This is a genomic window from Sinomonas mesophila, from assembly GCF_001999765.1.
Classification (GTDB): Bacteria; Actinomycetota; Actinomycetes; order Actinomycetales; family Micrococcaceae; genus Sinomonas; species Sinomonas mesophila.
The window spans coordinates 34,898-55,956 of sequence record NZ_KV908325.1 but is presented as its reverse complement, the minus strand read 5'-3'; the positions used below and the strand labels follow the sequence as shown (position 1 = coordinate 55,956).

The 21,059-nt window shown below is 69.1% G+C and carries 22 protein-coding genes and 1 pseudogene; 9 read left to right on the top strand and 14 right to left on the bottom strand.

The window, feature by feature from the left end:
* Positions 1-18: 18 nt before the first annotated feature.
* The 9 genes from BV907_RS05470 (at position 19) to BV907_RS05430 (ending at position 9,288) form a co-directional block, all read left to right on the top strand.
* Positions 19-990 (top strand): LysR family transcriptional regulator, encoded by a 972-nt coding sequence (locus tag BV907_RS05470; protein WP_077488726.1) that lies wholly within the window; start codon positions 19-21, stop codon positions 988-990.
* A 182-nt stretch (positions 991-1,172) separates the two neighbouring features.
* Complete coding sequence (locus BV907_RS05465) at positions 1,173-2,762, top strand: HNH endonuclease signature motif containing protein (protein ID WP_139346619.1); 1,590 nt, start codon at positions 1,173-1,175, stop codon at positions 2,760-2,762.
* Between the two features lie 168 nt (positions 2,763-2,930).
* Positions 2,931-3,935, top strand: a complete 1,005-nt coding sequence (gene bioB / locus BV907_RS05460) for a biotin synthase BioB (protein WP_077488724.1) — start codon at positions 2,931-2,933, stop codon at positions 3,933-3,935.
* A complete protein-coding gene (gene bsaP, locus BV907_RS05455; RefSeq protein WP_077488723.1) occupies positions 3,935-4,192 on the top strand; it encodes a biotin synthase auxiliary protein BsaP in 258 nt (85 codons plus the stop codon). The genes bioB and bsaP overlap by 1 nt, the downstream gene beginning before the upstream one ends.
* Positions 4,189-5,526, top strand: coding sequence for an adenosylmethionine--8-amino-7-oxononanoate transaminase (locus tag BV907_RS05450; protein ID WP_077488722.1), 1,338 nt, complete (start codon positions 4,189-4,191; stop codon positions 5,524-5,526). The genes bsaP and BV907_RS05450 overlap by 4 nt, the downstream gene beginning before the upstream one ends.
* Positions 5,523-6,722 carry an 8-amino-7-oxononanoate synthase gene (locus BV907_RS05445; RefSeq protein WP_342745516.1) on the top strand — a complete coding sequence of 400 codons (1,200 nt, stop codon included), beginning with the start codon at positions 5,523-5,525 and terminating at the stop codon, positions 6,720-6,722. Before BV907_RS05450 ends, BV907_RS05445 begins: the two co-directional genes overlap by 4 nt.
* Positions 6,719-7,453 (top strand): dethiobiotin synthase, encoded by a 735-nt coding sequence (bioD, locus tag BV907_RS05440; RefSeq protein WP_077488720.1) that lies wholly within the window; start codon positions 6,719-6,721, stop codon positions 7,451-7,453. Before BV907_RS05445 ends, bioD begins: the two co-directional genes overlap by 4 nt.
* Complete coding sequence (locus BV907_RS05435) at positions 7,450-8,541, top strand: cytochrome P450 family protein (protein WP_077488719.1); 1,092 nt, start codon at positions 7,450-7,452, stop codon at positions 8,539-8,541. Before bioD ends, BV907_RS05435 begins: the two co-directional genes overlap by 4 nt.
* Before the next feature lie 63 nt (positions 8,542-8,604).
* Positions 8,605-9,288, top strand: a complete 684-nt coding sequence (locus tag BV907_RS05430; protein WP_077488718.1) for a GntR family transcriptional regulator — start codon at positions 8,605-8,607, stop codon at positions 9,286-9,288.
* An 8-nt stretch (positions 9,289-9,296) separates the two neighbouring features.
* Here the strand turns inward: BV907_RS05430 and BV907_RS05425 are convergent.
* From BV907_RS05425 to BV907_RS05360, 14 genes and pseudogenes are all read right to left on the bottom strand, one after another.
* Positions 9,297-10,326: pseudogene (locus tag BV907_RS05425) on the bottom strand (pyridoxal phosphate-dependent aminotransferase).
* 8 nt (positions 10,327-10,334) lie between these two features.
* The gene (locus BV907_RS19760; RefSeq protein WP_425441607.1) at positions 10,335-10,583 is read right to left on the bottom strand and encodes a hypothetical protein; all 249 of its coding nucleotides are present in this window, start codon (positions 10,581-10,583) and stop codon (positions 10,335-10,337) included.
* Between the two features lie 22 nt (positions 10,584-10,605).
* A complete protein-coding gene (locus tag BV907_RS18215; protein WP_425441610.1) occupies positions 10,606-11,169 on the bottom strand; it encodes a beta-eliminating lyase-related protein in 564 nt (187 codons plus the stop codon).
* A 78-nt stretch (positions 11,170-11,247) separates the two neighbouring features.
* Positions 11,248-12,132 (bottom strand): aldo/keto reductase, encoded by an 885-nt coding sequence (locus tag BV907_RS05410; protein ID WP_077488715.1) that lies wholly within the window; start codon positions 12,130-12,132, stop codon positions 11,248-11,250.
* An 88-nt stretch (positions 12,133-12,220) separates the two neighbouring features.
* Entirely contained in the window at positions 12,221-12,577 is a 357-nt protein-coding gene (locus BV907_RS05405) for a cupin domain-containing protein (RefSeq protein WP_077488714.1), read from the bottom strand.
* 78 nt (positions 12,578-12,655) lie between these two features.
* Positions 12,656-12,853 (bottom strand): hypothetical protein, encoded by a 198-nt coding sequence (locus BV907_RS05400; protein ID WP_077488713.1) that lies wholly within the window; start codon positions 12,851-12,853, stop codon positions 12,656-12,658.
* A gap of 68 nt (positions 12,854-12,921) precedes the next feature.
* Positions 12,922-14,409: an aspartate ammonia-lyase gene (gene aspA / locus BV907_RS05395; protein ID WP_077488712.1), complete on the bottom strand. Its 1,488-nt coding sequence runs from the start codon at positions 14,407-14,409 to the stop codon at positions 12,922-12,924.
* A gap of 18 nt (positions 14,410-14,427) precedes the next feature.
* On the bottom strand, positions 14,428-14,811 hold the full coding sequence (locus tag BV907_RS05390; protein WP_139346618.1) for a hypothetical protein: 384 nt from the start codon (positions 14,809-14,811) through the stop codon (positions 14,428-14,430).
* A 149-nt stretch (positions 14,812-14,960) separates the two neighbouring features.
* Positions 14,961-16,091 carry an N-methyl-L-tryptophan oxidase gene (solA, locus tag BV907_RS05385; RefSeq protein WP_077488710.1) on the bottom strand — a complete coding sequence of 377 codons (1,131 nt, stop codon included), beginning with the start codon at positions 16,089-16,091 and terminating at the stop codon, positions 14,961-14,963.
* A 7-nt stretch (positions 16,092-16,098) separates the two neighbouring features.
* Complete coding sequence (locus BV907_RS05380; RefSeq protein WP_077488709.1) at positions 16,099-16,872, bottom strand: amino acid ABC transporter ATP-binding protein; 774 nt, start codon at positions 16,870-16,872, stop codon at positions 16,099-16,101.
* Positions 16,869-17,756 carry an amino acid ABC transporter permease gene (locus tag BV907_RS05375; RefSeq protein WP_077488708.1) on the bottom strand — a complete coding sequence of 296 codons (888 nt, stop codon included), beginning with the start codon at positions 17,754-17,756 and terminating at the stop codon, positions 16,869-16,871. Before BV907_RS05375 ends, BV907_RS05380 begins: the two co-directional genes overlap by 4 nt.
* A 58-nt stretch (positions 17,757-17,814) precedes the next feature.
* The gene (locus tag BV907_RS05370; RefSeq protein ID WP_077488707.1) at positions 17,815-18,741 is read right to left on the bottom strand and encodes an ABC transporter substrate-binding protein; all 927 of its coding nucleotides are present in this window, start codon (positions 18,739-18,741) and stop codon (positions 17,815-17,817) included.
* Between the two features lie 151 nt (positions 18,742-18,892).
* On the bottom strand, positions 18,893-20,080 hold the full coding sequence (solA, locus tag BV907_RS05365) for an N-methyl-L-tryptophan oxidase (RefSeq protein WP_077488706.1): 1,188 nt from the start codon (positions 20,078-20,080) through the stop codon (positions 18,893-18,895).
* Positions 20,081-21,031 (bottom strand): succinylglutamate desuccinylase/aspartoacylase family protein, encoded by a 951-nt coding sequence (locus BV907_RS05360; protein WP_077488705.1) that lies wholly within the window; start codon positions 21,029-21,031, stop codon positions 20,081-20,083.
* Between the last annotated feature and the right edge of the window lie 28 nt (positions 21,032-21,059).

The following is a 21,059-nucleotide window of genomic DNA, read 5'->3' as shown; positions in this document are numbered from 1 at the left end:
GGTTTATCACTACTGAATATGGAGATCGACCCTCGCCGGCTTCGCATACTGCTCGCCATCGCCCGCACCGGAGGCGTGCTCGCCGCCGCAGACGAGCTGGGGATCACGCCGTCGGCCGTGTCCCAGCAGCTCAACAGGCTCGAGGAGGAGACGGGGCAGGCGCTGGTCGTGCGGACGCCGCGTGGCTCGCTCCTCACGGCCGCCGGGCTGGCCATGGCGGAGGCCGCCGAGGAGATCGAGCGCGCGCTCAACGTTGCCCGCGCCCGCATGGAGGGCGGGGCGGAGCTCGCCGGGGTCGTGCGGCTGGGCGGGTTCACGAGCTTCCTCCGCACGATGGTCATCCCGCGCCTGCCCGAGTGGCGCACCCAGTATCCCCAGCTGCGGATCCAGGTCATCGAGGACGACCTCCCCACGCTCATGCGGCTGCTCCGCCAGCGCGAGCTGGACGCCGTCGTCGTCGAACTCGATTCCATGACGCCCGCGGAGCGCTCGCTTCCTGCCGGAATGTCCGAGGAGCCGCTGCTGGACGAGCCTTGGAGGCTGGTCGTCCCCTCTGGGGCCCTGCTCGACACCGAGAACGTCGACCTTGCCCGGCTGCCGATTCCGTGGCTCGGCGTCGTGGCCGAATCCGCCAGCACATCGGTCTTCGGCCGACTGCGGCGGGCGGCGGGCGCCAGGGTGGAGACCGTCCACCAGTACCAGGAGACGCAGACCGCGCTGGCGCTGGTCGCGGCCGGGGAGGGTGCGGCCGTCGTCCCCGCCCTGGCCCTGATCGGCGTCGTGCAGGACGGCGTCGACGTCCTCGACGTCCCCGGGCTCGGCACGCGGCGCATCGTCCTGCGCCGGTTCGCGCGGCGGCGGCCCATCAGCATGCCTGTCGATACCGTCGCCCGGCTTCTGCGTGAGTCGGTCGCCGGGTTGGACGCGCAGGCGGGGACGCCGCGGCCGGGGGCAGGCGGCAGCGCCGAACGCACGTTCATGCGGCGCTGAGCGCCGGGTCACTGGCAACAGGCGCACGACTGCGGCGGGCCGGGTTGGGCTCCTGGCCCGCCGCCGTCGTCACCGCCCCCTTCTAGTCTTCAGGGCCGCCCGCCTGGGGCAAGTCCATGCACTCTTCTAGGCCGGCTTCTGGACCGAGGAGAATTGTCGGAGGTGTGTGCGATGGTTGGCCCATGGGAGGGGAAGACTTCTTCGACGACGGGCCGGGTCTGGAGGACCCGGATCCGTGGCTGGCGTCCGTGCCGCCGGACCCGGCGCCGTGGGACGAGGACCCCGACGACGCCCGGTACATCGATCCGGACTGGCTCGACCCGGAGTCGCCCGGATACGAGCGGCTCATGGAGGCCTGGGCCGAGGCGGAGCTGGCGGCCCTGGCCCGGGACGTCCCAGACTTCGACCCGGACGCGGCCCTGATGGAGTGCGGCCTGACCAGCCCGGCCCTTGGGGCCATCCCCCGGGCCAGGGTGCTGCACGCCGCGGGGCTGGTCGACTCGATCGCCGGTACCGACGCGACCATGGCGAGGCTGGACGCCGGGCGGGCGTTCGACATCGCCGGGCTCGTGCGCGCCTACGGCGGGGACTCCGAGGACCCCGGGGAGCGGCTCGAGGCCCCGGCCCTGGCCGCGTCCGAGATCGCCGCCCGGCTGCGGATCTCCCAGCGCAGCGCCCGGGCCATGGTCGAGGAATCCCTCGCCCTCACCGCACCCGCCTTCGCCCCGGTCTTCGAGGCCATGCAGGCCGGCCGGCTCACCCGACGCCGCGCCGCCGTCGTGCTGGACGCCGCGATCCCCATCCCGGCCTCCCGGCTGGCCGACTTCGTCGCCGCCGCCGCCCAGATCGCCGCCCCGCAGGACCCCGACCGGGTCCCCACCGTCCCAGCCCTGGGGCGGCGGCTGCGGCGCCTGGCCGAGGACTACGCCGACGAGCCCCTCGCCGCTCGCAAGGCCAAGGCCGCCGCCGACCGACGGGTCGACCTCGCCCCCGCCGGGGACGGCATGTGCCACCTCACCGCCTACCTGCCGCTGGAGACCGGCGCGCTCATCGACACCCGCCTCAACGCGATCACCCGCGGACTGCAAGCCCCGGAGGAGGCGCGCACGGTCAACCAGCTCCGCGCCGACGCCCTCGCCGACCTGCTCCTCGGCACGGGCTCGCCCGTGGCTCCGGCCGGGGGCGTACGGACCGAGCTCGTGGTCACCGTCCCGGCCGCGACGCTGGCCGGGACCTCGGATACGCCGGGGGAGATCCTCGGCTATGGCCCGATCGACCCCGAGGCCGCCCGCCGCCTCGCCGCGCAGACCCAGTTCTGGACCCGGCTCCTGGTTGCACCCGTCACCGGGGCGCCGCTGGCGATCGGCCGCGTCCGCTACGCCCCGACCGCCGCCATGCGCCGCTTCCTGGCCCTGCGCGATGCGACCTGCCGCTTCCCCGGCTGCGACAAGCCCGCCGCCATGACCGAGGCCGACCACACCCACGAGTGGTCCCAGGGCGGGGAGACCGACGTCGGAAACCTCGCCCTCCTCTGCCCGGAGCACCACCGCCTCAAGAGCCTCGGCCTCTGGACCGTCCGCCACATCGGTGATGAAGGCGCAGACAGCCCAAAGGCCGAGACCGGGGCAGCCTCGACCGGGTCGGACGAGACGAACGACCAAGCGGCCGGAGTTGATCCGCTAGGCGCCCCACCCGGAACCCTCGAATGGACCGGCCCCTCAGGCAAGCGCTACATCACCTACCCCCACGCCGACCCGCCACCACCGTTCTAAGGCATCCGCTAATTCGCCTCTGAGCGCGGCGGCTCCCCTGCGGCCAAAACCAAGCCGCTCCTGTTGTAGACCCCCCACAAAATCGCCCTCCCCCCGCGCGGCTACCTTCGCTTGTGACCGGCAGCACGATCGGCCGCCGGCGGACGCGACGGACCTGGAGGACCAACGATGACCAGCGGCTACGCCATTCTCGAGACGGCCCGGAAGCAGGTCCTGCACGAGGGCCGGGGGCTCAGAGAGGCGCAGATCCTCGAGGTTCTCAACCTCCCCGACGAGGCCATCCCCGCCGCCCTCCAGCTCGCCCACGAGGTGCGGATCCAGCATTGCGGCGAGGACGTCGAGGTCGAGGGCATCATCTCCATCAAGACCGGCGGCTGCCCCGAGGACTGCCACTTCTGCAGCCAGTCCGGCCTCTTCGACTCCCCCGTGCGCGGCGTCTGGCTCGACATCCCCGAGCTCGTCAAGGCCGCCAAGGAGACCGCCGCCACGGGCGCCACCGAGTTCTGCATCGTCGCCGCCGTCCGCGGCCCCGACATCAAGCTCATGAACCAGATCAAGTTCGCCATCGACCGGATCAACGCCGAGGTGGACATCAACATCGCCTGCTCGCTCGGCATGCTCACCCAGCGCCAGGTCGACCAGCTCGCGGAATGGGGCGTGCACCGCTACAACCACAACCTCGAGACGGCGCGCAGTTACTTCCCCGAGGTCGTCACGACGCACACCTACGAGGAGCGCCTCGAGACGTGCCGCATGGTCAAGGACGCGGGCATGGAGCTGTGCTGCGGCGCGCTCATCGGCATGGGTGAGACGGTCGAACAGCGCGCCGAACTCGCGGCCCAGCTCGCCGCCCTCGAGCCCCACGAGGTTCCACTCAACTTCCTCAACCCCCGCCCCGGTACCCCGCTCGAGGACCAGCCGATCATGGACGGCAAGGACGCCCTCCGCGCGATCGCCGCCTTCCGACTCGCCATGCCCCGCACCGTGCTCCGCTACGCCGGCGGCCGCGAGCTCACCCTCGGCGACCTCGGCACCCGCGAGGGCCTGCTCGGCGGCATCAACGCCGTGATCGTCGGCAACTACCTCACGACCCTGGGCCGCCCCGCCGACGCCGACCTCGACCTCCTCGTCGAGCTCAACATGCCCATCCGGGAACTCCAGAAGTCGCTCTGATGCAGGAGGTCTCCACCCAGCTGTATTGCGGGCACTGCGGCGAGCGCCTCGGGGAGCGCACGACGCCGGGCGCGCACCCGCCGTCGTCCGCCGACCCGCCGTCTCCTGGCCACGAGCGCTGCGAGCAGCGCCTCGCGATGGAGCCGCCGCGCTACTGCGCGTCCTGCCGGCGCCGGATGAAGGTCCAGGTCACGCCGATGGGCTGGGCGGCGGAGTGCTCGCGGCACGGGACGCTCGCGGCAGGAGCGGCCTCGTGAGCGGTGGGCTCAACAACCCAGGCCTCATCGCCCGCGACCGCGCCGCCCTCTGGCACCCCTACGCTCCGGCCTCGCCGACGCTCCCGCTGTGGGAGGTCGAGGACGCCGAGGGCGTGAGGCTGCGGCTGAGGGACGACGGCGGGGCGCGCCACGAGGCGGTCGACGCGATGTCCTCGTGGTGGTCGGTCATCCACGGCTACCGCAACCCACTCCTGGACGCGGCGGCCAAGCGCCAGCTCTCGCGCTTCAGCCACGTCATGTTCGGCGGCCTGACCCACGATCCGGCGGTCGAGCTCGCCGAGCGGCTCGTCGCGATGGCGCCCGCGGACCCGGGCCGGCCCGCGCTCGGGCGCGTGTTCCTCGCCGACTCGGGCTCGGTGTCCGTAGAGGTCGCGCTCAAGCTCGCCGTCCAGTACCAGGCCGCGGCGGGCCGCCCCAACAGGCAGAAGTTCCTCGCCCTGCGGGGCGGCTACCACGGCGACACGGTCGGCGCGATGTCCGTGTGCGATCCCGTCGACGGCATGCACGCGGCCTTCGGCGGCCTCGTGCCCGCGAACGTCTTCGCGCCCCGCCCGCCCGCCTCGGCCACTGCGACGCCGGAGGACCTCGCTGCCTGGCGCGACGCCGTCGAGCGCCTCGCCGCAGCCCACGCGGACGGGCTCGCGGCGATCGTCGCCGAGCCCGCGCTGCAGGGCGCCGGCGGCATGCACGCCTACCCGCCGGAGTGCGTGCGGATCCTGCGCGAGGTCGGGGACCGGCACGGCCTCCTGCTCATCCTCGACGAGATCGCGACGGGCTTCGGCCGCACGGGCGAGCTCTTCGCCGCGGGCCACGCTGGCGTCGTGCCGGACATCCTCTGCGTCGGCAAGGCGCTCACGGGCGGCTACCTCACGCTCGCCGCGATGCTCTGCACGGGCGAGGTCGCCGCCGCCGTCTCCTCGGCCGGCCGACTCCTCCACGGCCCCACATTCATGGCCAACCCGCTCGCGTGCGCCGTCGCGAACGCGAGCCTCGGCATCCTCGAGGGCGGCGCGTGGCGCGAGGACGTCCGCCGGATCGAATCCGGTCTCGCCCGCGGTTTAGCTCCCGCGGCGGCGCTCGACGCCGTCGCCGACGTCCGCACGATCGGCGCCGTGGGCGTCGTCGAGCTCGCGCACGACGTCGACGTCCCCGCCGTCACGCGCGCGGCCCTCCGCCGCGGCGTGTGGGTCCGCCCGTTCCGGAACCTCGTCTACACCATGCCGCCGTACGTCAGCTCCGCGGAGGACGTCGAGGCGATCACCGCCGGGATCGTCGGCGCCGTCGCCGAGGTTCATGCAGGGGTGCCCGCATGAGCCGCTCGATGACCCGCTGGCTGGAGCAGCAGGCCCACGTCCGCGAGCGCCGCGGGCTCGTCCGCGGCCCTGTGGCCCGGCGGGCCGGCGAGCGCGTGATCGACCTCGCGAGCAACGACTACCTCGGCCTCGCCCGGGACCCGCGCCTCGCGGAGGCCGCCGCCGAGGCCGCCCGCACGTGGGGCGCCGGCTCGACGGCCTCCCGGCTTGTCGCCGGCACCACCGAGCTGCACCTAGCGCTCGAGACCGGGCTCGCCGAGACCACGGGCATGGAGGCCGGGCTCGTCTACTCGTCGGGGTACCTGGCGAACATCGGCGTCGTGACGGCGCTCGGCGGCCCCGGGACTCTCATCCTCGCCGATGAGCACTGCCACGCCTCGCTCGTGGACGGCTGCCGGCTCAGCCGCTCGCGGGTGGTGACGTTCGCGCACCGCAGCGCGGACGACGTCAGTGCGGCAGACGTCGCGCGCCTCCTCGCCGAGCGCGGCGAACCGCGCGCTCTCATCGCCGTCGAGTCCATCTACAGCGTCGGCGGCGACGCGGCGCCCCTCGAGCGGCTGCTCGCGGTGGCCGAGGAGCACGACGCGATGCTTCTCGTCGACGAGGCGCACAGCCTCGGCGTGGCCGGCACGGGGACGTTCCGCGGCCGGGGCGCAGTGGCCGGGACGCGGCTGGCCGGCAGCCCGCACGTCATCGTGACCGCGACGCTCTCCAAGGCCCTCGGCAGCCAGGGCGGCGCCGTCCTCGGCCCCGCGCTCGTGCGCGAGCACCTCGTCAACCGCTCGCGCAGCTTCATCTTCGACACCGCGCTCGCCCCCGCCTCGGCCGCCGCCGCGCTGGCCGCCCTCGGGATCGTCCGCGACGAGCCGTGGCGGGCCGAGCGCGTCCGCGCGAACGCGGGCCTCATCGCCGCGGGCCTCATCGCCACCGGCCTCGCGGGGCTTGGGCCGCTGTCGGCGGGGGCCGGCGCCGTCCAGTCCCTCGCGATGCCCTCGGCAGAGGCCGCGGCCGCCGCGGCCCGCGCCGCCGCCGACGCCGGCGTCCGCGTGGGCTGCTTCCGCCCACCGTCGGTCCCGGACGGCGTCTCCCGGCTCCGCCTCACGGCGCACGCCGCACTGACCCCCGAAGACATCGATGAGGCCTGCTCGGTGCTGAAGGCTGCGGTCGACCGAGAGACAGAAGGGACACCGGCATGACCCTCCCCCGCATCCTGTTCGTCACCGGGACGGACACCGGCGTCGGCAAGACGATCACGACGGCGGCCCTCGCCGCCGCGCTCACGGCCCGCGGCCGCGCCGTGGCCGTCTACAAGCCGTGCCAGACCGGCGCGCGCCACGGCGACTCGGACGTCGCCGAGGTGCTCCGCCTCTCCGGGATCGCGACGGCGGAGGCCGGGGCCGTGCTCGGCGAGCCCCTCGCCCCGCGCCCCGCCGCGGTGCTCGACGCCGCGCGGCTGCCCACCGCCGTCGACCACGCCGCCCGCATCGCCGGGCTCGCCGCCACCCACGACCACGTCCTCGTCGAAGGCGCGGGCGGGCTCCTCGTCGAGCTCGACGACGACGGCGCGACGCTCGCGGACCTCCCCCTCGCGCTGGGGGACAACGTGGCCACCCAGGGCTTCGTCCTCGTCACCCGCGCGGCCCTCGGCACGCTCAACCACACGGCCCTCACGCTCGAGGCGCTCGACCGGCGAGGCCTCCCCGTCGTCGGGCTGGTCGTGGGTTCCCGGCCGGGCGAGCCCGGCTTGGCCGAGCGGGGGAACCTCGCGACGCTCTCCAGCGGAATCGTCCCCCTGCTCGGGGCGATCCCGGAGCGGGCCTCGGAGCTCGAGCCCGATCGCTTCCGGGCCGAGGCGTCCACGTGGCTCGGGGGGCTGGTGGATGAGCTGGCCGGGGGGCCGCTAATCGCTGAAGACGTGCCGGCATGAGCGCCACGGCGGGCTTCGTCGTCGTCCGCGAGCCGCTTCTGGTGCGCGAAGTCCTGCACCGACCCGAGGACTTCAGCCCGGCCAACGCCCTCGTCGCGGTCACGCCGCTCACGGGGCCGTCGCTGCGGGTCCTGCAGGGGGCGCGGTTCGCGCTGCCGCCGATCCTCGCGAGCAACGACTCGCCCACGCACGCGGGCATCCGGAAGGTCGTGGCGGGGTTCTTCACGCCCGCGACCGTCGCCGGGATCGAGCCGCGGATCCGCGAGCTCGCCCGGGAGTCAGCGAGCGCGGCCGCGGCGCGGCTCGCGGCGCAGGGACACGTGGACCTCGTTGAGGCCGTCGCGGCGCTCCCGCCCGCGCAGGTCATGCTTGAGCTGCTCGGGCTGCGGGTCCCCGACGACGAGCTCGCTGCGCTCAAGGCGTGGAGCCGGGACTCGCTCGAGCTGTTCTGGGGCTGGCCCGACGACGCGCGGCAGCTCGAGCTCGCCCGCGGCGCTGCGGACTTCTACCGCTGGCTCCGGGACCTCGTGAGGGCGTCCGTGGCCTCCCCGGAGCGGAACCTGTTCGCGGCGCTGGACCGGCACGGGCTCTCGACCCCCGAGATCTGCTCGCTCGGCTACTTCCTGCTCATCGCGGGGCAGGAGACGACGACGCAGCTCATCAGCACCGTGCTGTTCCGCCTGGCCGAGGGGTCGTGCCCGGTCACGTGGGCCGAGTCGGGAGAGCCCGACGGGGCGCGGCGGGCCGTCCGGCACGTCCTGGCCGGCGAGTCCTCGGTCCCGACATGGCGCCGCGTCGCCGCGCACGAGACCACGATCGGCGGCCAGACGGTTCCGGCCGGGGCCGAGATCCTCCTCGAGCTGACGGGGAACCATTCTGCCAGCGGCGCGCGGGCCACCGACTACGCCCTCGCGTTCGGCTCCGGCGTCCATCGCTGCCTCGGCGCGAAGCTCGCGGAACTCGAGGCCGCCGTCGTCGTCCAGGAGACCGCCGCGGCCCTGCCCGCCGTCCAGCTCGCGGATCCCGAGCCGGAGTGGGTGCGCCTGCTGTCCTTCCAGGCGCCGCGGACGGTGCTCGTAGCCCGATGAGCTGCCAGTGTCCCGTCTCCTATGATTGTTGACAAGGTTGTATCTCGTTGAGGTCAGGGGAACATGACAGCGCAGCAGGCCTTCCAGCCGATCAAACAAGAGTCCACGCCGACCCTCATCGCCAACCAGTTGAGGAAGTTCATCGCCAACGGGACGCTGGCTCCCGGATCTCAGCTCGTGGAGATGGACATTGCGGGTGAACTCGGCGTGAGCCGGGGGCCCGTCCGTGAGGCGATCCAGCGTCTTGCCCAAGAGGGCCTCGTCGAGAGCATCCGCAACAAGGGGGTCTTCGTCCGCGAATTCGGCCCCGACGATCTGCGGGACATCTATCAGGTTCGGACCTCCTTGGAGAAGGGCGCCTCGGAGATCCTCCTCGCCGGTGACCACGCGGCCGCGGGTGAAGAGCTCCTCGTCTGCGTCGAGCGCATGGACGAGGCCAGGAAAGCAGACGACCTCGAGGCCATCTCCGAGGCGGACCTCGCCTTCCATGAGCGGCTCGTGGCCCTGGCCGCTAGCCCGAGGCTCTCGAGGATGCACGCGACCCTGCTCACGGAGACACGCATCTGCCTCAATCGGCTCGAGGGCAGCTACGAGGACGAGTCGGCTCGCGTGGCCGAGCATCGAGGCATCGCCGAGGCCATCCGGGACGGCGAGCAGGCTCTCGCGATGAAGCGGCTGGACGCCCACAAGGACGACGCCCTCGTGAGGCTCGTCCCTGCGGAGCACCCGACCGGACAGGCCTTCTGAGCGCTCGCTCAGTTTCCCTCGTACCGGGACAGGAAGTCAGCCATTCGGCGGATGGCCTCCTCGATGTCCGCCACAGCGGGCAGCGTGACCATCCGGAAGTGATCCGGGGCGTGCCAGTTGAAGGCCCGCCCGTGGGAGACGAGGATCTTCTGCTCACGCAGCAGGTCCAGGACGAACTTCTCATCGTCCTGGATCGGATACACCTCCGGGTCGAGCCGCGGGAAGAGGTAGAGCGCGCCCTTGGCCTGGCGCGTCGAGACGCCGGGGATCGCGTTGAGCATGGTGTAGGCCTTGTTGCGCTGCTCGAGCAGCCGCCCGCCGGGCAGGATGAGGTCGTTGATGCTCTGGTACCCGCCGAGGGCGGTCTGGATCGCGTGCTGCGCAGGCACGTTCGCGCAGAGGCGCATGTTGGCCAGGAGGGTGATCCCCTCGAGGTAGTCGGCCGCGGCCTGCTTGGGTCCCGAGATGGCCATCCACCCGGCCCGGTAGCCGCAGACCCGGGAGGCCTTGGACAGGCCCGAGAAGGTCAGGCAGAGCACGTCCTCGCCCGTGAAGGCGGCCATGTTGGTGTGCGTGGCCCCGTCGTAGAGGATCTTCTCGTAGATCTCGTCGGCGAAGACGATGAGCCCGTGCCTCTCGGCGAGCTCGACGATCCGGCGCAGCGTCGAGTCGGAGTAGAGCGCCCCAGTCGGGTTGTTCGGGTTGATCACGACGATGCCCTTGGTCCGGGGCGTGATCTTCGACTCGAGGTCGTCCAGGTCCGGCTCCCAGTCGAGCTCTTCGTCGCACAGGTAGTGCACCGCGTGGCCGCCCGCGAGCGAGACCGACGCCGTCCACAGCGGGAAGTCCGGCATGGGGATGAGGATCTCGTCCCCCGGCTCGAGCAGCGCCATGAGGGACATCGAAGCCGAACGGCGCCGGGTTGCCGATGTTCAGCTTGAGGATCCGGTGGCCCTCGGCCTCCATCTGCTGGGCAGCCTCCAGGATCGGTCCGCGAATGTCGTAGAGGACGTTGTGGAGCTTGGAAGACTGCTTCATGCGTTCTCTCAATGCCGCCCGAGTTCCTCGCGCAGCCTGCACATCAAGCCTCGCGGCTTGCGCTCGAGTTCCTCTCGCAGCGCGGTGACAAGCGCGTCGACATCCTCCTCTGTCGTGTCGAACGAGCACATCCAGCGCACCTCGCGCTCCGCCGAGTGCCAGTCGTAGAAGCGGAAGCGCTCGCGCAGGCGGTCCGCCACGCCCTCGGGGAGGGTGGCGAAGACGCCGTTGGACTCGGTCGGCTGGGTGGGCTTCACGCCGTCCATCCCCTCGATGGCGTCACGCAGCCGGGTGGCCATCGCGTTGGCGTGGGCGGCGGAGCGCAGCCAGAGGCCGTCCTCCAAAAGGGCGAGGAACTGGGCCGAGACGAAACGCATCTTCGAGGCCAGCTGCATGTTCATCTTTCGCAGATTGGTCAGGCCGCGCGCGGCGTCGGGGTTGAGGACGACGACGCACTCGCCGAAGAGCATGCCGTTCTTCGTCCCGCCAAAGGTCACCACGTCGACGCCGGCGTCCCGGGTGAACTCGCGCACGGGCACGCTGGAGGGACAGGACGTTCGCCCCGGTTCCGTTGAAGACGGGGAAGGTCTCGACCCCGTCCCCGAAGAGTCCGCGCATAGCCTCCTGGAGCCGGGCGGTGTACTGGTCATGGCCATAGGACGCCTGGTAGCCGCCGTTCGCGGCCGCGAGGGCGGCGAGGACCTCGGGGTGGGCGCCTGAAATGTTGTCCGAGGCGAAGCCGCGCGCGGACACGTCGTGCAGCGGCCACCCCTCAGGAGCGTGAGTGCTAGTAGTAACCGTGTGCCTGGGCGCGTGGGTGGAGGAGTCAGAACGGGACACCATCACGGTCATGAAACTTTCTCCTTGGTCGTTGTGAGGCAGTGCAGACTACGTGCGGGAGGTCGAATCGTGTGCCGCCAGCTAGGCCTCGGCGATCACCCGAGCGAAGTTGGCCACCCGAGCCACGTCGGGGTCCGGTCCATGGCGGAGTCCCCGGTCGAGGGCGTCGATGCGGGCGAGCTCGTCCGCGGTGAGTTCGAAGTCGAAGACGTCGAAGTTCTCCGCGATGCGGCCCGGGGTGCTCGACTTCGGGATGGCCGAGCGGCCCTGCTGCAGGTGCCAGCGCAGCATGACCTGAGCGGGGCTCTTCCCGTGGGCCTCCGCCACGGCCACGATCGACGGGTCTTCCATCACGTTCCGCATGAGCTTCTCGCCGAAGCCGGGGTAGAAGGTGATGCCACCGATCGGCGACCACGCCTGGGTGAGGATGCGATTCTCCGCGTTCGCGGCCTGCACCTGCGGCTGCGCGAAGAACGGGTGCAGCTCGATCTGATTCACCGCCGGGACGACATCCACGTTCGCAAGCAGGTGCTCAAGGTGATGCGGCATGAAGTTGCTGACCCCGATCGCCCGCACCCGTCCGTCGCCGAGCAGGGTCTCGAGTGCCTTATAGGAAGCGATGGTCTTCTCGAAGCGGTCGGGCGCGGGCTGGTGCAGGATGAACAGGTCCAGATAGTCCACGCCGAGTTTGCGGGCTGACTTCTCCCAGGCGTGCAGGGTCTCGTCGTAGCCGTAGTCGCTGACCCACACCTTCGTCTCGATGAACACCTCGGATCGGTCGAGGCCAGACCTCCGCACCCCGTCCCCGACCTCCCGCTCATTGTCGTAGGCTGCCGCGGTGTCAATATGCCGGTAGCCGGCGGACAGCGCTGCCTCGACAGCCGCCGTCGTCTGCTCCGGAGGACTCTGGAAGACGCCCAGCCCGAGGGCCGGCATCGTCACGCCGTTGTTGAGAGTGATCTCCATTGCCTGACCTTTTCTGGTGATCTCGGTGGAGAAGGGAGGCGGGCCTCACGGGCCCGCCTCCCTTCGCCTTCAGGAAGCTAGGCTCGCGCTAGTCGGCCTTGATGTCCGCGACAACCCACATCTTCCGCAGCGTCTCGTGGACCGTCCACGTGCCCTCCCAGCCAGCAGGCGTCACAAAGAGGGACCCGGGGCCGATCTCGAAGGTGCTGCCGTCGGCCTCCGAGATCGTGGCCGTGCCGCTGATGATCTGGCAGATCTCGTCGTAGCCGTCTCGGGTGCTCGAGAAGGTCCCAGGAGTGACCTCCCAGATCCCCGTCCTGATCCCCTGACCTTCCCAAGCACGGAGGGAGACCTCCGTCTGGCCCGGCGTCACCGAGGTTGCCTTCGTGACATGCTCCCCCGGGTAAACGGTCGTCGCGTCGCTGATCACAGTTGCCTTGACCAAAGGTTCTCCATTCCGGGACTGTTCCCTGGTAGCGCGAGCGGCTTCTTCCCTACCGCCCGCATTGTTCTATTTGGTTCGTCACATGACGTTTCTGGTGCCGAGACCTGCGTGCCTGCGCCAGACCTGGCGCTCATGGGTCACTCCAAAAGGAACCTCGGGATGGAGCTCGACCGTAAAGTCCCGCGGCGAATGCCGGGTGACGAGGATTCCCATCTCGCGACGAAGCAGCGCATGCCCGACGAGCAGGTTGACGGTGCGGTCAAGCTCCTCGTCCATATGCGCACGGTCCTTCGCCGTGAAGGTGAGGCGGGATGTCTGCCCCGATAGGTGTTCTTTTCGTTCTCTCAACTCAGCGTCCTCCCGTCGCTGCGGACCGCCTGCACAACGCTGCCGTGGGGGTCTACCAGGCGCCCGGGGCTGAGGACCTCCTCGAGCTCGCTCGCGGTCAGGAGTCCACGTTCAAGCACCAGGGACGTCACGCTGCGGCCGGCGGCCAAGGCTTCTCGTGCGATTGCGGATGCACGGTCATAGCCGATCAGGGGATTGAGGATCGTGACGACGCCGATGCTCTCCTCCACGAGAGAACGAAGGCGATCCCTGTTGGCTGTGATCCCGCTGATGCAGTGCTCGGCCAAGGTCGTGCAGGCCGACGTCAGATGGGCCAGGCTGGCGAACAGCGAGTGCGCGATGATGGGCTCAAAGGCATTGAGCTGAAGCTGTCCGGCCTCCGCCGCCATCGTGATGGTCAGGTCGTTGCCGATGACCTCGAAGGCCACTTGGTTGACGGCTTCGGGAATGACGGGGTTGACCTTTCCAGGCATGATGCTCGATCCGGCCTGCCGGGGAGGAAGGTTGATCTCGGCCAGCCCTGCTCGGGGTCCGGAGGAAAGGAGACGAAGGTCGCTGCAGATTTTCGAGAGCTTGACTGCAGTTCGCTTGAGCACACCGGAGAAGAGCACGAAGGCACCGCAATCCTGGGTCGCCTCCACGAGATTGCTCGCAGTTTCGAGGGGCAGCCCGGTAATTCGCTGCAGGTGGGCGCGAACCAACGATGCGTATTCCGGATGCGTGTTGATGCCGGTGCCAATCGCGGTGCCGCCGAGATTGACCTCGTGGAGGTGGACGAGTCCCTCACGAAGACGGCGCTCGTCCTCATCGACCATCACCGCGTACGTACTGAACTCCTGGCCCAACGTCATGGGCACAGCATCCTGAAGCTGGGTCCGGCCGATCTTGACGACGTCCTTGAACTCCAGGGCCTTGTGCTCCAGATGTTCGCGGAGATACGTCATGGCCGACAGAAGCTCACCAGTGCTGTGGATCGCGGCGATCTTGATCGCGGTCGGGTAGACATCGTTGGTCGACTGGCCCATATTTACATCCCCATTGGGATGGATCACTGAATAGGAACCACGATCGTGGCCCAGGAGTTCGAGGGCGCGATTGGCAATCACCTCGTTGACGTTCATGTTCGTGGACGTCCCGGCGCCGCCCTGGATCACATCGACAACGAAGTGGTCAAGGAGTCCGCCCTGCTCGACCTCCAGGCATGCCTGCGCGATGGCGTCCTTCTTTTCCCCAGCGATCAGCCCGAGGTCGAAATTCGCCAGTACGGCTGCCCGCTTGATCTGGGCGAGCGCCCTCATCAGCGCTGGATACGAGGAGATGTGAATGCCGGTGACGGGGAAGTTCTCAAGTGCGCGCAGGGTGTGAATTCCCCAATACACATCTGCAGGGATCTCCCGAGCTCCGATGAAATCCTTCTCGATCCTGCTCCTGCCCGAGGCCTGAGCCCCAGCGATTCCCTTGAGCGATGAATTCTTAAGTGCCATATCCTTCTCAATTCATGGTCACGTGCTCGGCGGCCTCGGGGCGGCGATCTTCTCCCCAACGGGCTCGCCGTTGGCCGGGGGCTTGGAGAGGACGACCGTCGTTCGCGTCACGTCTAACGACACGACAGCCGATTGCCTGCACAACCCACTGGCGATCGCCTCGATGCGGGCAGGCTCTGTCGCCTGAATCCTCAGCAAGAGGGAGCCGTCCTCGTCAAGGACCTCGGCGGTGACGATTTCTGGGATGTAGTCCAGAGTGCGCAGGAGGTCGGCACCAGTGCGTGCTCGGTCTTGAACGACTCTGATCACCGCCGTTACCGGGCGGAGTGCGGCAATCTCCTCCGGAACGAGCCAGTGGCTACCCACGGATGATGGACGTTCGGCAGCAGCGGGTTGTGACATCTCGCTCCAGTGTTGGCCGCGCTCCGACGATTCTTCGTCAGAACTGGTTTCAGTTTCTGAGATCTGGCGTCAGCCCAGGCCGGGCTGCGAGGGGATCAAGCAGCGGCGGCCTCGAGGGGCCGCCGCTGCTCATGGGGGTGAGTAGGAGGCTAGGCGGTGAACCTCTGCGGGCGCAGGAAGTCGACGTCCTCGAACGTCTCCTTGCCCAGGGCCTCGAGGGCGGCGATCTCGCCGTAACCGGTGGCCGTCTTGAAGCCGCCGCCGGAGAACCCGGTCGCGGTGTAGATCCTGCTCCCGGCGCCCAGCCGGCCGAGCAGCGGGTTCCGGTCGGTCGTGAAGAGGTCCGGGAACGCGTCCGAGCGTACGATGTTCGGGTACAGGCCCGGGAAGAACTCGCTCACCGTCTCGGTCGTCTCGGCGATCTCCTCGGCGGTGAGCTCCCTCGGAACAGCATCGGCGCGCTCGGTCGGCTTGGGGCGGAAGTTCAGGGTTGCCTTGACCGTGACCCCGTCGACCGCGGGCGCTCCGTACATGGAGCGCTCTCCGGAGAGCCGGACGAAGATGGGGAACCGTTCCGGGGAGAAGAGCACGGGGTCCTTCGCGACGAACCAGGTGAGGAAGACCCTGTTCGGCTGGGTGTGCGCCTGCAGGGCCTCCGGGAGGAGCTTCCGTGACCATCCCCCCGAGGCGACGATGACGTTCTCGAAGGTCCAGGACCGGTCCCCGGAGGTCACAACGACGCCGTCGGCGGTTTCGCGGATGTCGTCCACCGGAGTGTTTGTGAGTACGGTGGCGCCGTTGGCCTGGGCCGCGGCGACCGCGGCCGTGACCGCACGGTCGGTACGCAGCGCACCCCCGGCAGGGTCGAACACCGCGACGTCGTCCTCCCGCAGGTTGTGCTGCGGGTACCGCTCGGCCATCTCCCCGCGGGAAAGGAACTCGTGGACAACACCGGTCGCTTGTGCCGACTCGCGAAGCTGCGAGATGTACGGCCCTTTGTCGGTGCCGATGTACAGCCCGCCGCAGCGCAGGAGGATGTCCTGGCCCGACTCCTGCTCGAGCTCTGCCCACAGGCGCTGGGAGCGCTTCAGGAGCGGGTCGAAGGCCGGGTTGAGGTGGAGCATTCGGAAGAGGCGGGTGTCGCCGCCCACGGCGCTGCGGCCGTGGGCGGGGACCTTCGCTTCGAAGCCGACGACCGAGTCGGTCAGGCGCGAGGCCTGCCACAGGGCCATGCTGCCGATGCTGCCGAGGCCGATGACGGCCAGCTTTCCATCAGACATTTTTTCTTCAGAGCACTTTCTCGAGGAAGGACTGGGTACGGGGTTCTTGGGGGTTGCCGAGGACTTCTCGGGCGTCGCCGCGTTCGACGATGTAGCCCTCGTCCATGAACACGACGGTGTCGCCGACCTCGCGGGCGAAGCCCATCTCGTGGGTGACCACGACCATGGTCATGCCCTTGCTCGCCAGGCTCTTCATGACCGCCAGGACCTCGCCGACCTTCTCAGGGTCCAGCGCGGACGTGGGCTCGTCGAAGAGGATGATCTCCGGGTTCATGGCCAGGGCCCGGGCGATCGCGACGCGCTGCTGCTGCCCGCCGGAGAGCTGGGCCGGGTAGTGGTGCCCGAACTGGCCGAGCCCGACGTCGGTGAGCAGCTCCTGGGCGCGCTTGGCCGCGGCCTTCCTGTCCCCGCGCTTGACCAGCACCGGGCCGGCCATGACGTTCTCCGCGGCGGTCATGTTCGGGAACAGGTTGAACTGCTGGAACACCATCCCGACCCGGGTCCGCTGCTCGGCGAGGCGCTTGCGGCTCAGGGCGTGGTAGGCGTGCTCGGTCTCCTGGTAGCCGAAGTCCTCGCCGTTGACCTTCAGCACGCCGGAGTCGACGGTCTCCAGGCCATTGAGGCAGCGCAGCAGGGTCGACTTGCCCGAGCCGGACGGGCCGATGATGCAGGCGACCTCGCCGCTGGCGATGTCGAGGTTGATGTCCTTCAGGACCGTCTTGGGGCCGAACGACTTACGCAGGTTCCGGACGTGGATCGTGCCGTCGGGGGTCGTCGTCATCGTGCCGCTCCTTCCGGGTCGGTGAGCTGGACGGCCTTGGCCTTGCGGGGCAGGTTGGAGGACGCCCGGTTGTACTTCTGCTCGAGCTTGGACTGGGGGTAGCTCAGCAGCAGGGTCATCACGAGGTACCAGAGGCTGGCCACGATCAGCAGCGGGATCGTCTCGAAGGTGCGGGCGTAGATCAGCTGCGCGCTCTGCAGCAGCTCGGCCACGCCCAGGACGGACACGAGCGAGGTTCCCTTGAACATGCCGATGACCTGGTTGCCGGTGGCCGGGATGATCGAGGGCATGGCCTGGGGGATGATGACCTTGCGCATCCGCGTCCCGGCGCTCATGCCGAGCGAGTCGGCGGCCTCGATCTGGCCCTTGCCCACCGCGGAGAACCCGCCGCGGATGATCTCGGCCATGTACGCGGCCTCGTTCAGCGTCAGGCCCACCAGGGCCGCCGTGATCGGGCCCATCAGCGTGTTGACATCGATGGCCATCCCGATGTCGGTGAACGGGATCCCGATCATGAGGTTCGGGTACAGGGCGGCGATGTTGAACCAGAAGATCAGCTGCACCAGCACCGGGGTGCCGCGGAACAGCGTGATGTAGAGGCTCGCGGCGATCGAGACCGGCTTCACGTGCGAGGAGCGCATGACCGCCAGGGCCAGGCCCAGCAGCGTGCCCAGGGCCATGCTCGCGACCGTGAGGAAGATCGTGAGCATGAGCCCGCGCAGGATCGACTCCGCGAAGAAGTACTTCCCGACGATCTCCCACCGGAAGTTGGGGTTGGTCAGGACCGAAGAGAGAATCCCGATGGCGACGAAGATGCTGAGGACCCATCCCGCGTACTCGGAGGGCGTCCGCAGCCGCAGCCGGGGCTTGAGGGCGGCATTCATGCTTCCCGCCGACTCTTTGCTTCCTTTATAGATAGCCGTGATCATGAAGGCGCCCCCGCTAGTTCAGCTTGGCGTCGTCGATGGCGCCGAACTCGAGGCCCCAGGTCTTGAGGGCCTCCTTGTACTCCGGGGTCCCCAGGATGGACTGGATCGCCGCCTGCATGGCCGGGGTCAGCGGCGAGCCCTTCTTCAGCGCCACAGCTGTGATGCCGGTGCCACCGACGTTGAGCGGCGGGGTGAGCATCTGGAACGAGCCCGGCTGCTGCGTCTGGGCCCATGCGAGTGCGGTCGTGTCGTAGAGGATGGCGTCGATCCGCTTCGCGTGCAGCTGGACCAGGGCCTCCTGGATGTTCGGCAGGGTCACAGCGTTGATCGCGGGCTTGCCCTGGGAGGTGCAGGTCTTCTCATTCAGGGCCGGGAGGCGCAGTAGCTGGCCGGTGGAACCCTGCGTCACGGCGACATTCTTGCCGCACAGGGTCTCGTTGGTCAGGTTCTGGGGGTTCCCGGCGTTCACGCCAATGGAGCTGCCAGCCTTGAAGTAGTCGATCATGTCCACGACCTTGAGCCGCTCATCAGTCTTGGCCATGGTCGAGACGGTGAAGTCGAAGCGGCCACCGTCGAGGCCCGGGATGATCGTGTCGAACTTCGTGTCCACGAACTTCACCTTCACGCCGAGCTTCTTCGCGATGAGGCGGGTGATGTCCGGGTTGAGGCCGACCGGCGTCTGGTTGTCAGAGGCGAGGAAGACCGTCGGAGGGTAGTGCAGGTCAGCGGCGACGGTGAGCTCGCCCTTGTCCTTGTACTCCTGCGGCAGAAGGCTCACAGCCTTGGGGTCGGGCTGGACGCCCTCGGAGATGTCCCGCAGCCCGATCTCGGTGGGGCTGGGGTTTGCAGAATCGCCGCTGGCAGCGTTGGCGCAGGCGTTCAGGGTCAGGAGGAGGGCAAGGGCCGCAGCAGCGGCATGGACCTTCTTGATTGTCTTCACGGTGCTTTCCTTGGAATCATGTCGGCAGGGTGTCGCAGTTGCAGGTGAGGCAGTTCAGTGCTGCCAAGTGCTTTCGGCAGAACGTCCCCTACGCGGTCTTCTTTGACTCTGCGTGGTCTTCGTTGACGTTGGGGGACTACCAGGGAATCAGTCATTCGCCGGGAACGGGACGTGTATCACCTCCCCGCTTCGCCGCCGAGGACTGGGTTGCCAAGAAGCGATCGGGGTTCAGGAGCGCGAGGGTGTTGTCGCTCGAACTGGCCAGGGCGTAGTCCGCGGCGATCTCGCCGAGCGCGGGCGCCAGCTTGAATCCGTGGCCGGAGAGGCCCGTGACCACAGTGAGACGCTCCTCGCCGCCAAGGCGCCCGACGATTCCGTGCCCGTCCCGGGTGTAGCCATCCATGTAGGCGGCGACCCGGATCGGGTCCGGGTAGAGGCCTGGGAAGGAATCCGTGACCAGCTCTCTGAAGGCCTGCACCTCATCGAGCGGCACTGTCCGCTCGAGGGCGTCGGGGTCGGCAACAGGCCGATTGACCGCGCCGGACAGGCCGAGCTTCAGCCCGTTCCCCGCCATCGCCGGCAGCCCGTAGAACTCCCGAGGAGTCGCGCGGATGAAGCACGGGAAGCGGGCCGGGTCGAAGGCCCCGGCTTCCTTCCCGACGAACCACGCCGACACTGCCTTGCGCACTTCAACGAGCGCCGCAAATTCAGGGAAGAGCTTGCCGGCCCAGGGGCCGGTCGTCACGACGGCATGATCATAACGCTCGCTATGACCACCGGCCGTGACCCAGACGCCGTCGTTCCTGACCTCGATCCCCTCGACGGGAGTGTAAGTCCGCAGCTGGGCGCCGAGCGTCTCGGCTCGGCGGGCGGCGTTGAGGACGGCCAGCTCCGGGCGGAGATAGCCTCCTTCGCGATCGAGCACGACGACGTCGTCCTCCCGGAAGGGATGCTGCGGCCAGCGCTTGCGCGCCTCCTCGAGAGGGATCACCGAGGCGTCGACCCCAAACTGGTCGATGGAGGCGCTGACGTTCGCCATCTCGGTCGAAGCCTCCCCGAGCATGAGGTGGCCAGCGAGGGTGAGGAGCTCGCTGCCCGTCTCCGCCTCGAGTTGACGCCACAGGGCCTTGGCGGTGCGGAGCAGTGGTGCGTACTCCTGATCTTCGAAGTAGGCGGTACGGAAGATGCGAGACTCGCCGGCATGGGCGCTGCGGTCGTGGCCCGTCCCGAATTGCTCGTAGCCGACGACGTCCGCGCCCCGTGAGGCCAGGCGCCAGGCAGCCATGCTGCCAGCGGTTCCCAGGCCTATGACGGCGACGCGCTTCCTGGTAGTGCTCATTCAAACCTCCTGGGTCAGAGCCATAAGGAGCCCCTCCGCGGCAACCGCGGGGCTCGTGGTGATGATCATGGGGGTTCCGGCTTCGAGTGCCTTCACCTCGTGGATGACGTCACCGAACAGGTTGCTGACGCGTCCAAGGACCTCGCCTTCGTCGACCCGCTTGCCGAGCTCGGCGAGCGGTTGCCACCAGCCCCCAACGGGGCTGTAGATCCAGCTCCACCCCCGATCGTGCTCGATCTGGCGGGAAGGCCGCTCTACGTCATACGGGAGCATCCCCAAGGTCGCGACGACGTTCCGCAGCCCCCGGAGATGCGTGGCGACGGCTTGGGCACTCACGACGCCGTTGCCTCCCGCCTCGGCAGTAATAGCAGGGACGCCGGCGTCCGCAGCAGCGGCACTGGTCGTGCCAGTGGTGACCCGCGCCGAGGCCGGTTGCCTGATCACGTGCTCCGTCCCGTAGGCCAGGGCGATCTGCCGAGCAGCTTCACCGACCGCTGATTCGTCATAGACGACAAGGGGCTCGATGACCTCGGGGAGGTCCCCGGAATGCACGTCGATGACGTAATCCGCTCCACGGATGAACCGCTCGAAGACATGGTGGGCGAGCACGTCGGCGTACGTGCCGCTGGGGTCACCCGGAAAGCACCTGTTCAGATTCTTCCCATCGGCTGGAACCACGAAGGGTGTCCGGCTCGTGTACGCCGGGAGGTTGACCACCGGGACCGCCGTGATGGTCCCGATGAGTGCCGCGGTGTCGATCTCACCAAGGAACTCGCGCAGGGCAGCCATGCCCGAGTACTCGCAACCGTGCACGCCGGACAGCAACGTCAGTCGAGGCCCTGCTGCCCGGCCTTGGAACTGGAGATAGGGCAGCTCCAAGTCCCCGTCAGGAAGCCCCGGAATCCGCAAGTAGCCGCGAATCACGGCTTCTTGGCTGGTCCGGCCGTCCATGGTGTGTCCCTCCTATGATTGTCGGACA

Bases quoted from the DNA above. Each gene is read 5' to 3' on its own strand.
- BV907_RS05470 (WP_077488726.1), top strand. From the start codon at position 19: ATGGAGATCGACCCTCGCCGGCTTCGCATACTGCTCGCCATCGCCCGC.
- BV907_RS05465 (WP_139346619.1), top strand. From the start codon at position 1,173: ATGGGAGGGGAAGACTTCTTCGACGACGGGCCGGGTCTGGAGGACCCG.
- bioB (WP_077488724.1), top strand. From the start codon at position 2,931: ATGACCAGCGGCTACGCCATTCTCGAGACGGCCCGGAAGCAGGTCCTG.
- bsaP (WP_077488723.1), top strand. From the start codon at position 3,935: ATGCAGGAGGTCTCCACCCAGCTGTATTGCGGGCACTGCGGCGAGCGC.
- BV907_RS05445 (WP_342745516.1), top strand. From the start codon at position 5,523: ATGAGCCGCTCGATGACCCGCTGGCTGGAGCAGCAGGCCCACGTCCGC.
- bioD (WP_077488720.1), top strand. From the start codon at position 6,719: ATGACCCTCCCCCGCATCCTGTTCGTCACCGGGACGGACACCGGCGTC.
- BV907_RS05435 (WP_077488719.1), top strand. From the start codon at position 7,450: ATGAGCGCCACGGCGGGCTTCGTCGTCGTCCGCGAGCCGCTTCTGGTG.
- BV907_RS05430 (WP_077488718.1), top strand. From the start codon at position 8,605: ATGACAGCGCAGCAGGCCTTCCAGCCGATCAAACAAGAGTCCACGCCG.
- BV907_RS18215 (WP_425441610.1), bottom strand. From the start codon at position 11,169: ATGGTGTCCCGTTCTGACTCCTCCACCCACGCGCCCAGGCACACGGTT.
- BV907_RS05410 (WP_077488715.1), bottom strand. From the start codon at position 12,132: ATGGAGATCACTCTCAACAACGGCGTGACGATGCCGGCCCTCGGGCTG.
- BV907_RS05400 (WP_077488713.1), bottom strand. From the start codon at position 12,853: ATGGACGAGGAGCTTGACCGCACCGTCAACCTGCTCGTCGGGCATGCG.
- aspA (WP_077488712.1), bottom strand. From the start codon at position 14,409: ATGGCACTTAAGAATTCATCGCTCAAGGGAATCGCTGGGGCTCAGGCC.
- BV907_RS05390 (WP_139346618.1), bottom strand. From the start codon at position 14,811: ATGTCACAACCCGCTGCTGCCGAACGTCCATCATCCGTGGGTAGCCAC.
- solA (WP_077488710.1), bottom strand. From the start codon at position 16,091: ATGTCTGATGGAAAGCTGGCCGTCATCGGCCTCGGCAGCATCGGCAGC.
- BV907_RS05380 (WP_077488709.1), bottom strand. From the start codon at position 16,872: ATGACGACGACCCCCGACGGCACGATCCACGTCCGGAACCTGCGTAAG.
- BV907_RS05375 (WP_077488708.1), bottom strand. From the start codon at position 17,756: ATGAATGCCGCCCTCAAGCCCCGGCTGCGGCTGCGGACGCCCTCCGAG.
- solA (WP_077488706.1), bottom strand. From the start codon at position 20,080: ATGAGCACTACCAGGAAGCGCGTCGCCGTCATAGGCCTGGGAACCGCT.
- BV907_RS05360 (WP_077488705.1), bottom strand. From the start codon at position 21,031: ATGGACGGCCGGACCAGCCAAGAAGCCGTGATTCGCGGCTACTTGCGG.